Raw genomic sequence first — 12,157 nt, forward strand, 5'->3', positions numbered from 1 at the left:
ATTCAGAACCCCTCGTCCCCCAACCCCTCCGTGTGCTCCCCCTCTTCCTCCAGCGCCTGCCGGACCACTCTGAGCGCCATGCCCTCGGAATAGCCCTTGCGGGCGAGCATGCCCGCAAGGCGCCGCAGCCGTTTGTCGCCGTCGAGGCCTCGGGTGGAGCGCAGCTTGCGGGCGACGAGCTCCCGCGCCGTCGCCTCCTCCTGCTCGGAGTCGAGCTGTCCGACGGCCTCGTCGATCAGCGTCGAGTCCACGCCCTTGGTCCGCAACTCCTGTGCCAGCGCGCGCCGGGCCAGGCCACGGCCGTGGTGCCGGGACTCCACCCAGGCCTCCGCGAAGGCACTGTCGTTGATCAGGCCGACCTCTTCGAAGCGGGACAGCACCTCGTCCGCCACGTCGTCCGGGATCTCGCGCTTGCGCAGTGCGTCCGCGAGTTGCTTGCGCGTGCGCGGGGTCCCGGTGAGCAGACGCAGGCAGATGGCCCGCGCCCGCTCAGCCGGGTCCCCTGAAGGCTCCCCCGCCTCGGCCCTCGACGAGGAAGGGGAGCCTCCGTTCTTCGGGCCGCCCGACGACTCCCCAAAGCCGCGCCCCCGACGGCCACGGGTCCGTCCACTACGGCCACCACCCCGACGTCCGCCGCTACTTGGCGCACCGTCACTACGCTCCAGGTCATCACCGCGAGGCGAACCGTCATCACGGCGCGGGGTACCTTCCGGCCAACCGTCACCGTCCGGATCACCGCCGTGCGCCCCCTCCGCGCCCGCGCCAGTGCCGTCCAGCCCGTCACCGCCCTTCGCCGTGTCGCCGTCTCCGAAGGAGCCGACGTCACCTCGGTGCCCCCGTACCTCCGGGGCACCGAGATAGACGTACTCGGCCCAGTCGGTTCGTCGCGTCATGGATCAGCTCTTGGGCGCCGCGGCCTTGGACTTGGTGGCCTTGGCCGCCGGAGCGGGCACGGTCTTCACGGCCTCGTTCGGGACGGCCGAGACCGCTGCGTCCGCACCCGGCTCGACGGTCGGCTCCACCGGCTTCACGCCGACGCCCAGCTTCTCCTTGATCTTCTTCTCGATCTCGTTGGCGAGGTCGGGGTTGTCCTTCAGGAAGTTGCGGGCGTTCTCCTTGCCCTGGCCGAGTTGGTCGCCCTCGTACGTGTACCAGGCACCGGCCTTGCGGACGAAGCCGTTCTCCACGCCCATGTCGATCAGGCCGCCCTCGCGGCTGATGCCGTGCCCGTAGAGGATGTCGAACTCGGCCTGCTTGAAGGGCGGGGCGACCTTGTTCTTGACGACCTTGACGCGGGTGCGGTTGCCGACCGCGTCGGTGCCGTCCTTCAGCGTCTCGATGCGGCGGATGTCGAGCCGTACGGAGGCGTAGAACTTCAGCGCCCGGCCACCGGTCGTGGTCTCCGGGGAGCCGAACATCACGCCGATCTTCTCGCGCAGCTGGTTGATGAAGATCGCGGTGGTCTTGGACTGGTTGAGTGCGCTGGTGATCTTCCGGAGGGCCTGGCTCATCAGGCGGGCCTGGAGGCCCACGTGTGAGTCGCCCATTTCGCCCTCGATCTCCGCGCGCGGCACGAGGGCGGCGACGGAGTCGATGACGATGAGGTCGAGGGCGCCGGAGCGGACGAGCATGTCCACGATTTCCAGGGCCTGCTCGCCGTTGTCCGGCTGGGACAGGATCAGGTTGTCGATGTCGACGCCGAGCTTCTTCGCGTACTCGGGGTCGAGGGCGTGTTCCGCGTCCACGAACGCCACCTGACCGCCGGCCTTCTGCGCGTTCGCCACCGCGTGCAGGGTCAGGGTCGTCTTGCCGGAGGATTCCGGTCCGTACACCTCCACCACTCGGCCGCGCGGGATGCCGCCGACGCCGAGCGCTACGTCGAGTGCGGTCGACCCGGTGGGGATGACCTCGATGGGCTCGTTCGGCCGCTCGCCCATGCGCATGACTGCGCCCTTGCCGAATTGCCGTTCAATCTGTGCGAGCGCGGCGTCGAGCGCCTTCTCGCGGTCGGTTCCTGCCATGGGTTCCACCCGGTTTGCTTGAGTCGATCGCTTCACGTCAAAGACGCTAACGCCTGCCACTGACAATGCGCCCCGACGCCGTCCTGCCTGTGGATAACTCGGGCACTTCCCCGCGAAATCGCCGTCGAGAGCCCCGCCGGAGATTCCATAAGAATGGATGTTCGATTTTGGTGTCAAGCGCACCACCCGCCTCAACCGCGACCCGTGGGCGGGTACGCGGATGCGCTATGAGGAGTCCCGCACCGCTTCCCCGTCCGCTTCCTCCGCCGCCTCCCGTTCCACGGCCGGCTGCGCCCTCCCTGACCCGCTCAAAACGCCTCGTAGGCGCGCGAGGAGAGCGCCTGAGCCCCGCCTACGGTGCCCCTGCACCCGAGGGTCGTCCGTGACGTCGTACCGCTTCACATACGCCCCCAAGAAGGCCTGCAGCGTGGCGACGGCGGGGATGGCGACCAGTGCGCCGACGGCGCCGAGCAGCGCGGTGCCCGCGATGACGGATCCGAAGGCGACTGCCGGGTGGACGTCCACGGTCCTGGCGGTCAGCTTGGGCTGCAGCACGTAGTTCTCGAACTGCTGGTAGATCACGACGAAGACCATCACCCACAGCGCGTACCAGGGATCGACCGTGAAGGCGATCAGCATGGGCAGGGCGCCGGCGAGGTAGGTGCCGATCGTGGGGATGAACTGCGAGACCAGGCCCACCCAGACGGCGAGCACGGGGGCGTAGTCCACGCCGAGGGTCTCCAGCAGTATGTAGTGCGCTATGCCTGAGATCAGTGCCATCAGGCCGCGTGAGTAGATGTATCCGCCGGTCTTGTTGACGGCGATCTCCCAGGCGCGGAGCACCTCGGCCTGGCGGGCGGGCGGCAGTACGGAGCACAGCGCGCGCCGCAGTCGCGGTCCGTCGGCGGCGAAGTAGAACGAGAACAGTGTGATCGTCAGGAGTTGGAAGAGACCGCCGACGACCTGTGCGGACACATCAAGGACGCCGCCTGCGCTGTTCTGCACGTACCTGCGGAGCCAGTCGGAGCGGAGCAGGCTGTCCTGGATGTCGACGCGGCTGAGCTCCGTGTGGAAGGTCGTGTTAATCCAGCTGATCACCGAGTCGACGTACTTCGGGAAGTCTTCGACGATGTCGATGATCTGTCCAGCGAGCATCGAGCCGAGCAGGGTGACGAAGCCGGCGCCCACGATCATCACGGCGAAGAACACGAGGGCGGTGGCCAGTCCTCTGCGCATGCCGTACGCGGCCATCCAGCTCACCGCGGGTTCGATGGCGAGTGCCAGGAAGAACGCGATCAGGATGTTGATCAGCAGCCCGGTCAGCTGGTGGAAGGCCCAACTGCCCAGCTGGAAGCAGGCGATGAGGGTGAGGGCGAGCACCATGGCGCGTGGCAGCCAGCGTGGCATGCGGGCGCGCCCCGTCGGGTCTTCGGTCGAGGGCCGCGTGGGCGGCGTCGTGCCGAGCGGCGATGCCTGCTGTGCGACCTGGGCGGTCTCGTCTGTCGATGACACCGTCCAAGTCTCGCCCACGCCACCGACAATCGGTCCCGGTCCTGGGATCTTCGTGGTCGGTCAGCGCTTTTCGTGCGGAACGTTCATGGCCGTGCACACCGCGCGCCACACGTCCTTCGCCTCCCAGCCCGCGTCCAGCGCCTGGTGGACGGTGCGTCCGCCGAGTTCCGACATCACGTGATCGCGCGCGAAGGTATCGGCGTATCCCTTGCCGAAGTGTTCCGCCATCCGCTGCCAGAAGACCGTCAACCGCATGACTCCAGTATCCCGCCCCTGGGGGTGGGTCCGAGCCGGGACCGCTTGTCGAGAACGCTTTCCGCCCTACGGTCGGGCCATGGCCGAAACTGGAGCATCCCCACTCCCCCCGAAGCGCCCGGCGCACTCCCTGCTCGCCCGCGCCGAGCACTTCGTCTGGCTGACCGCGCGCGTGCTGGAGCAGCGGCGTTTCGCGTACCACTTCCTCGGTGGCGGTGCCGACGCGGTGGAGACCGCGCTGGCGGCCTACCGCAATGACGACGAGGGGTACGGTCACGCGCTCGAGCCCGATCTCCGGGGCCCGGTCAGCCAGCCCTTGCACACCGGGCACGCGCTGCGCGTCCTGGACTCGATAGGTCGGTGCGGCGGCCAGCGGGTGGAGCGTGTGTGCCGTTATCTGACCGCCGTGTCGACGCCGGACGGCGCGCTGCCGGCGATCCATCCCAGCCAGCGCGGCTATCCGGTGGCTCCGTTCGTGCCGGTCGTGGACGACCCGCCCAGTGAACTCCTCGCCACAGGACCCGTGGTGGGCCTGTTGCACCGCAACGAGGTGTGGCACGCCTGGCTGTTCAGGGCCACCGACTTCTGCTGGCAGGCGGTGGAGTCCCTGGAGAAGTCACATCCGTACGAGATCGAGGCAGCCGTGGCCTTTCTGGACTCCGCGCCCGATCGTTCGCGAGCGGAGGCGGCCGCCGACCGGCTCGGCCGTCTGGTGCGCGAGCATCGGCTCGTTGCGCTCGCCCCGGAGCGGCGTGAGGAGTTTCCGGTGGCGCCGGGTTACGCGCCGGGCGAGCACCACTTCGCGCACGACTACGCGAAGACGCCGGACTCGCTCGCGCGCGGGTGGTTCACCGACGAGGAGATGGATCGCTCGCTGGACTTCCTGGCCAACGAACAGGAGGAGGACGGCGGTTGGCCGATCCGTTGGCGTCAGTGGGCGCCGGGCACCGCCCTGGAGGCGCGTCCGATCGTCACGATCGAGGCGCTGCGTACTCTGCGGGCGTACGGGCGCCCTGTCGGCTGACGTGTCCGCGGCGGGGTTTCCAGGGCGGCGCATACGTAAACCGGCCTCTACGGGCGCATGCCGCTATTCGGCCTCCACGCGCGCGTGCCGCCCGCGGCCCCGCTGCGTCAGCCGGTCATCGCCCGCACTCCGGCCGTGACCACCACAGCCGCCGCGACGACGAGCAGGAAGGGAGCCCGTAGAAGCAGCGCCACGGCGGCTGCCGCGAGTCCGGCGGCCTTCGCGTCCAGGAGCAGGACCCGGCCCTCTGCGAAGGTCTGCTCGGCCGTGAGCGCGGCCAGCAGAGCGACGGGCAGCAGGGCGGCCATCCGTTGGACGAGCGGCCTTTCCAGGACGCCTGCGGGGACGAGGAGACCGATGAGCTTGACGGCGTAGCAGCCGACGGCGGTCACGCCGATCGCGATCCAGATGTTCAACGCTCTTCCCCCGGTGCGTCTGGTGCGTCGTTGGCGGGCTCCACAGCGGTCGTACGCCCCCTGCGGCGGCCCTCCACCCACAAGACGGCTGGTGCGGAGAGCGCGGCCACCAGGACAGGCACACCGGCGGGCAGTACGGGCAGAAGTCCGAGGCCGAGGACGACTGCGAGACCCGCGACGGCCCGCTCCGTGGTCGTCTTGAGCATCGGCGCGAGGAGGGCCAGGAAGACGGCGGGCCCGGCGGCGTCCAGGCCCCAGGCGTTGGTGTCGCCGATTGCTTCGGCCCCCAGGGCGCCGAGCAGTGTGGTGAGGTTCCACAGCACGTAGAGGGTCAGTCCGGTGACGGTGAAGCCGATGCGCACACTGCGTCGAGTGGGTTGGGCGAGCGCTACGGCCGCGGTCTCGTCAATGACCCACTGGGCGGCGAACGGTCGCGTCGCGCGCGGGAGGGCCAGCAACTGCGACAGGCGCAGTCCGTAGAAGGCGTTGCGCACGCCCAGGAAGAACGCGCCCGCGGCGGCGGTGAAGGGGTTGCCTCCGGCCGCGAGCGCCCCTACGAGGGCGAACTGTGAGGCGCCGGTGAACACCAGGAGGCTGAGCGCGCAGGTCTGCAGCAGGGTGAGGCCGCTTCCTGCCGAGGTCACTCCGAAGGCGAAGCCGGACAGTCCGACGGCGATCCCGACGCCGAGGGCGTCTCGTACGACGGCGGCGTCGGGTTTTCCGCCGTCTTCACGGCGTGTGTCTGGGAGAGCTGTCTGTTCTGCCACGCCTTGGACGGTAGAAGGAGCCTCTCCTGTGGGTCTTGTACGTTCTTGCGCTCGCGCTGGTACGCGCCGGGCGGCACGCCCACGATCCGGGCGAAGTGGCGGTTGAGGTGCGGCTGGTCGGTGAAGCCCACGGCGTGGGCGGCTTCGGCGGGTGCGGTGCCGGCGTCGAGGAGGTGGCGTACGCGGCGTACGCGGGCGTCGGTGAGCCAGGCGTGGGGAGGCATGCCGTAGGTGTCCCTGAAGGCACGCAGCAGAGCGAAGGGGCTGGTGCCGAGGTCGGCGGCGAGTCGTTCCAGGGTGGGCGGCTCGGTCATCCGTTCCTCGAGGACGGCACGCGCGCGTGCGGCGATTCGGGCGCCTGCCGTACGCGGGGCGCGCTGCGGGAGCAGGCCTCCGTTCAGTCGCAGGAGTCGTGTTACGGCGACTCTCAGCAGGGTGTCGGCGGCGAGTGCGTTGCCTTCGTCGGCGGCGCGCAGGACTTGGTGGACCAGGCGCACGGCGTAGGGGTCGTCGAGCACCGGGGCGGTGAATCCGGGGGTGCCGCGGATCACGGTGGTTTCGGCGGCGATCTCGGCCACCAGGTCGGGGGACGGGTAGACCGCCCCGTACCGCCAGCCCTCGGGGCTGCCCGCGCGACCGGTGTGCGGGGTGTCCGGATTGACCAGGGCCAGGGAGCCGGGTCCCGCGTACTGGTCCGCACCACCGTGATGGAAAACCTCGACGCCGTCGGCGATGGCGGCGATGACGAAGTTCTCGTGGGTGTGCCGGACGAAGGTCTTCCGGATGTACCGGGCGCGCAGCAGGTCGACGCCTGGCAGTTCCGGGTACCGCCAGTGCCGCGCTCGCTCGCCCGAACCTGCCATGTGCCCATTCTGCGCCAGGTCGCCCGCTGGGTTCGGTGGGTTTCGGGCAGTACGGGCATGGGGTGCCGCCGGGCCCGGAGCCGCCCGCCGCTGGGAGCAGAGCCGGTTCGGGGCCACGACGGTCCCGGACGATATGTGCGTACGCCCTCATCAAGTGCGTACGCCCGCATCTCAGCGCGTAGCGCCCCGCACCGCAGCCTGCGCCGCTCCCGCCACAGCCCGTGACTCCGGCCCAGGCGCCAGGCGCCTCGCGCCGGCCCCCGCCGCGAGACCATTTTCGCAGGTCAGACGCATTGTCAGTGGCGAGGTGCAGGATGGGGGCATGGTCAGGTCTGCACACGATGCCCTCGACGGCTTCTCGCCCGCGACCCGCGGCTGGTTCGCGGGTGCTTTCTCCGCGCCCACCGACGCCCAGGCCGGGGCGTGGCGGGCCATCGGGGAAGGCTCGGACGTGCTCGTGGTCGCGCCGACCGGCTCCGGCAAGACGCTGGCCGCGTTCCTCGCCGCGCTCGACCAGCTGGCCTCGACCCCGCCGCCGGCCGACCCCAAGAAGCGCTGCCGGGTGTTGTACGTGTCGCCGCTCAAGGCGCTCGCGGTCGACGTCGAGCGGAACCTGCGCAGTCCGCTGACCGGCATCAAGCAAGAAGCGGTGCGCCTCGGGCTGCCCGAGCCCGAAGTCAAGGTCGGCATCCGTTCCGGCGACACCCCGGCAGCTGAGCGCCGCGCGCTGTCCACGCGCCCACCGGACATCCTGATCACGACTCCGGAGTCGCTTTTCCTGATGCTCACCTCGGCCACGCGCGACGCGCTGACCGGTATCGAGACGGTGATCCTGGATGAGGTGCACGCGGTCGCGGGCACCAAGCGCGGCGCCCATCTCGCCCTGACGCTGGAGCGGCTCGACGAGCTGCTGCCGAAGCCGGCGCGCCGCATCGGCCTGTCCGCGACGGTGCGTCCCGTGGACGAAGTGGCGCGCTATCTCTCGCCGCGCCGCAAGGTGGAGATTGTCCAGCCGCCGTCCGGCAAGGAGTTCGACCTGTCCGTGATCGTTCCGGTCGAGGATCTCGCCGAGTTGGGAGGCTCCCCAGTCGCGGACTCCGACGAAGGAGCAGAGCGCCCGTCGATCTGGCCGCATGTCGAGGAGCGGATCACCGATCTCGTCCAGGCCCACCGCTCGACGATCGTGTTCGCGAACTCCCGGCGGCTCGCGGAGCGGCTGTGCAACCGGCTCAACGAGATCGCGTACGAGAGGGCGACGGGTGAGCCTCTGGAGGAGCACCATGCCCCGGCCGAGCTGATGGGCGGTTCGGGCGCGGCCCAGGGTGCCCCGCCGGTCATCGCGCGCGCCCACCACGGCTCGGTTTCCAAGGAGCAGCGCGCGCTGGTCGAGGAGGACCTGAAGGCGGGCCGGCTGCCCGCTGTGGTCGCCACCTCCAGTCTGGAACTGGGCATCGACATGGGCGCGGTGGACCTCGTCGTGCAGGTCGAGTCTCCGCCGTCGGTGGCCTCCGGGCTCCAGCGCGTCGGCCGCGCGGGGCACCAGGTCGGGGCTGTCTCCACCGGTGTCGTCTTCCCGAAGTACCGCGGGGACCTCGTCCAGGCCGCCGTCGTCACCGAGCGGATGCGCACCGGCTCCATCGAGTCTCTCCGAATCCCCGCCAACCCCCTGGATGTGCTGGCCCAGCAGCTGGTCGCCATGACCGCCCTGGACACCTGGCAGGTCGACGACCTGCTCGCGACGGTCCGCCGGGCGGCACCCTTCGCGTCGCTTCCGGAGTCCGCGTTCACGGCGGTGCTCGACATGCTCGCGGGCCGCTATCCGTCCGACGCCTTCGCGGAGTTGCGGCCACGCGTGGTCTGGGACCGCGTTGCCGGGACGGTCGCCGGGCGCCCCGGTGCGCAGCGCCTCGCCGTCACCTCCGGGGGCACGATTCCGGACCGGGGCCTCTTCGGAGTGTTTCTCGCGGGCGCCGACCCCAAGAAGGGCGGCGGCCGGGTCGGCGAGCTCGACGAGGAGATGGTCTACGAATCCCGGGTCGGCGATGTCTTCACGCTCGGCACCAGCTCTTGGCGCATCGAGGACATCACGCGCGACCGCGTCCTCGTCTCGCCGGCGCCCGGTGTGCCGGGCAGGCTGCCGTTCTGGAAGGGCGACCAGCTGGGCCGCCCGCTCGAACTGGGCCGCGCGGTGGGCGCGTTCCTGCGCGAGGTCGGCTCACTGCCCCAGGACGACGCCCGGCTCCGGCTCCTCGCCGCCGGCCTGGATGCCTGGGCCGCCGACAACGTCCTGTCCTACCTGGCCGAACAGCGTGAGGCCTGCGGTCACATCCCCGACGACCGCACCATCGTCGTCGAGCGGTTCCGCGACGAACTGGGCGACTGGCGAGTCGTCGTGCACTCACCGTTCGGCGCCCAGGTACACGCCCCCTGGGCCTTGGCGCTGGGCGCCCGCCTCTCCGAGCGGTACGGCATGGAGGCGCAGGTCATGCACGCCGACGACGGCATCGTGCTGCGTCTCCCTGACGTCGACCTGCTGGGCCTGGACCTGCTCGACCAGGAACCAAGGACGATGGGCACGGAGTATGACTCGGAGCAGGCACCCGTGGGCGCGGCAGACGTCGCCTTCGACAAGGGCGAGGTCAATCAGATCGTCACCGACCAGGTCGGCGGCTCCGCCCTGTTCGCGTCCCGCTTCCGCGAGTGCGCCGCCCGCGCCCTGCTTCTGCCGCGCCGCAACCCCGGCAAGCGCACCCCACTGTGGCAGCAGCGCCAGCGTGCCGCCCAACTGCTCCAGGTGGCCAGCGAGTTCGGCTCCTTCCCGATCGTCCTGGAGACGGTCCGCGAGTGCCTACAGGACGTCTTCGACGTCCCCGGCCTCGCGGAACTGATGGGCGACATCGAGTCCCGCAAGGTGCGGCTCGTCGAGGTCACCACGCCGGTTCCGTCACCGTTCGCGCGGTCACTGCTGTTCGGATACGTCGCACAGTTCCTGTACGAGGGCGACTCCCCGCTCGCCGAGCGACGCGCCGCAGCCTTGTCGCTGGACTCGCGGCTCCTCGCCGAACTCCTCGGCCAGGCCGAGCTGCGCGAGCTCCTGGACGCCGACGTCTTGACCGAACTGGAGCGTGAACTCCAGTGGCTCACTGAGGACCGCCGTGCCAAGGACGTCGAGAGCGTCGCGGACCTGCTGCGCCTGCTCGGCCCCCTCACAGACGCGGAACTGACCGAGCGCGGCGCCGAACCGGAGTGGGCCCCGGAGCTGGCCGCGTCCCGGCGCGCCATCCGGGTCCGGATCGCCGGCGCCGACCACTGGGCGGCGATCGAGGACGCGGGCCGACTGCGTGACGCGCTCGGCACGGCGCTGCCCGTCGGCGTCCCCGAAGCCTTCACCGAGCCGGTCAAGGACCCGCTCGGCGACCTCCTCGCGCGGTACGCACGCACCCACGGCCCGTTCACCTCGACCGCGGCAGCGGCACGTTTCGGCCTCGGGACGGCGGTCACCGAGGGCGCCCTGCAGCGGCTCGCCGCGAGCGGCCGTGTCGTACAAGGAGAGTTCCACCCTGCGGGCATAGGCCAAGAATGGTGCGACGCGACGGTGCTGCGGCGGCTGCGGCGCCGTTCGCTCGCGGCGCTGCGACAGGAGCTGGAGCCGGTGCCGCCCGCCGCGCTCGCCCAGTTCCTGCCGCAGTGGCAGCATCTGGGCAGCGGGCACGGACTGCGCGGCATCGACGGACTCGTCCGCGCCATCGAGCAGTTGCAGGGCGCCTCGGTGCCCGCCTCCGCGCTCGAGAAGCTCGTCCTGCCGTCCCGTGTCGCGCACTACGCTCCGGCGATGCTCGACGAGCTGACCGCCGCCGGCGAGGTGGTGTGGGCCGGAGCGGGTGCACTGCCCGGCAAGGACGGCTGGGTGTCCCTGTATCTGGCGGACGCGGCCCCCTTGCTGCTGCCACCTCCACACCCCTTGGAGCTGACCGCGCTCCACCAGTCGGTCCTCGACACCCTCTCGGGGGGCTACGGACTCTTTTTCCGCCAGATCACCGACCAGATCCGCGCCACCACACACCCCGACGCCACCGACCCCCAACTCGCCGACGCCCTTTGGGACCTGGCCTGGTCGGGCCGACTGACGAACGACACCCTCGGCCCGATGCGCTCCCTCCTGGGATCGGGCCGCACCGCGGGTTCCACCGCCCATCGCGCGAAGCGCACGGTCCCCCGCGGACGGTACGGCAGCCTGACGGCCGCGGCACGCCCCGCCTCCCGTACCGGCCCTCCCACCGTCGCGGGCCGCTGGTCACTGCTCCCCGACCGCGAGGCCGACACCACCGTGCGCGCCCACGCCCTGGCCCGCACCCTGCTAGACCGGCACGGCGTGGTCACCCGGGGCGCGGTCGCGGCGGAAGGGGTCGAGGGCGGCTTCTCGGCGACGTACCGCATCTTGTCCGCCTTCGAGGACAGCGGACAGGCACGCCGTGGCTATGTGGTGGAGGGGCTCGGTGCCGCGCAGTTCGCGATGGATGGCGCGGTGGACCGGCTGCGCGCGGCGGCAAACGCACGCGAGCGAGGCGAGACGCTGCCAGAACCGGAGTTCCCGGGCGCACCCGAGTTGTGGGGCACCACCAACGGCTTCCCAGACCCCTACGCCGACGCCCCCTCTGACACCGGCTTCCCCGGCGGCCCCGCCTCCCGCCCCCGTCCGAGCAACGCGACCCGTGCCATCGTCCTGGCCGCCGCCGACCCGGCGAACGCGTATGGGGCAGCCCTTCCCTGGCCCGACCCTCCGGACGGGGCGGGTCACAAGCCCGGCCGCAAGGCGGGTTCCCTGGTCGTGCTGGTCGACGGCGAGCTGACCCTCTACATGGAGCGCGGCGGCAAGACCCTCCTGGCCTGGCCCTCCACCTCGCAGGACACACCGCTGAACGACCCGCGTCTGCGCATAGCCGCCGAGGCCCTCGCCGCGGCCGCCCGCGCGGGCTCCCTCGGCACGGTCACGGTGGAGCGTGTGAACGGCGCCTCGGCCCTGACGTCGCCGTTCGGAACACTCCTGGAAGGAGCCGGTTTCCACGCGACACCGCGGGGCCTACGCCTCCGGGCATAGGGCAACCCGAGGCCGTACACCCGTACCAGCGGACCGAAGGAAGCTCCGGGCCACGGGCCAGGCCGACCTTGTCCCCGCCGCCCGCTCCCCTCCCCGACACCCACTCTCCTCTCAGCCCGACCAGCCAGCCGCCTTACCCTTCCGCCAATCAATCCGCCCGCACCGACCCTCCTCGCGTTCCCGACCATGACGCCCCAGCCC

General features: G+C 70.9%; 8 protein-coding genes and 1 pseudogene. 2 read left to right on the forward strand and 7 right to left on the reverse strand.

Annotation, left to right across the window (positions count from 1 at the left end):
• Positions 1-2: 2 nt before the first annotated feature.
• From recX to G6048_RS42140, 4 genes are all read right to left on the reverse strand, one after another.
• Positions 3-893 (reverse strand): recombination regulator RecX, encoded by an 891-nt coding sequence (recX, locus tag G6048_RS42125; protein WP_165344897.1) that lies wholly within the window; start codon positions 891-893, stop codon positions 3-5.
• Positions 894-896: 3 nt separating this feature from the next.
• On the reverse strand, positions 897-2,021 hold the full coding sequence (gene recA, locus G6048_RS42130) for a recombinase RecA (RefSeq protein ID WP_165344898.1): 1,125 nt from the start codon (positions 2,019-2,021) through the stop codon (positions 897-899).
• A gap of 225 nt (positions 2,022-2,246) precedes the next feature.
• Positions 2,247-3,533 carry an AI-2E family transporter gene (locus tag G6048_RS42135; protein ID WP_328828564.1) on the reverse strand — a complete coding sequence of 429 codons (1,287 nt, stop codon included), beginning with the start codon at positions 3,531-3,533 and terminating at the stop codon, positions 2,247-2,249.
• A 60-nt stretch (positions 3,534-3,593) separates the two neighbouring features.
• Positions 3,594-3,788 carry a DUF3046 domain-containing protein gene (locus G6048_RS42140; RefSeq protein ID WP_165344899.1) on the reverse strand — a complete coding sequence of 65 codons (195 nt, stop codon included), beginning with the start codon at positions 3,786-3,788 and terminating at the stop codon, positions 3,594-3,596.
• A gap of 79 nt (positions 3,789-3,867) precedes the next feature.
• Here G6048_RS42140 and G6048_RS42145 point away from each other — a divergent pair, with 79 nt between their 5' ends.
• Positions 3,868-4,812, forward strand: a complete 945-nt coding sequence (locus G6048_RS42145; RefSeq protein ID WP_165344900.1) for a hypothetical protein — start codon at positions 3,868-3,870, stop codon at positions 4,810-4,812.
• A gap of 107 nt (positions 4,813-4,919) precedes the next feature.
• Here G6048_RS42145 and G6048_RS42150 read toward each other — a convergent pair whose 3' ends face one another.
• The 3 genes and pseudogenes from G6048_RS42150 to G6048_RS42160 all read right to left on the reverse strand — a co-directional run.
• The gene (locus G6048_RS42150; RefSeq protein WP_165344901.1) at positions 4,920-5,228 is read right to left on the reverse strand and encodes an AzlD domain-containing protein; all 309 of its coding nucleotides are present in this window, start codon (positions 5,226-5,228) and stop codon (positions 4,920-4,922) included.
• Positions 5,225-5,995, reverse strand: a complete 771-nt coding sequence (locus G6048_RS42155) for an AzlC family ABC transporter permease (protein WP_165344902.1) — start codon at positions 5,993-5,995, stop codon at positions 5,225-5,227. Before G6048_RS42155 ends, G6048_RS42150 begins: the two co-directional genes overlap by 4 nt.
• A 113-nt stretch (positions 5,996-6,108) precedes the next feature.
• Positions 6,109-6,858: pseudogene (locus G6048_RS42160) on the reverse strand (AraC family transcriptional regulator); the annotation flags it as partial.
• 322 nt (positions 6,859-7,180) lie between these two features.
• Between G6048_RS42160 and G6048_RS42165 the strand changes: the two are divergent.
• Positions 7,181-11,956 (forward strand): ATP-dependent helicase, encoded by a 4,776-nt coding sequence (locus G6048_RS42165; RefSeq protein ID WP_165344903.1) that lies wholly within the window; start codon positions 7,181-7,183, stop codon positions 11,954-11,956.
• Positions 11,957-12,157 lie beyond the last annotated feature (201 nt).

Origin of the sequence: Streptomyces ureilyticus (assembly GCF_011045025.1) — a bacterium.
In the GTDB taxonomy this organism is placed as follows: domain Bacteria; phylum Actinomycetota; class Actinomycetes; order Streptomycetales; family Streptomycetaceae; genus Streptomyces; species Streptomyces ureilyticus.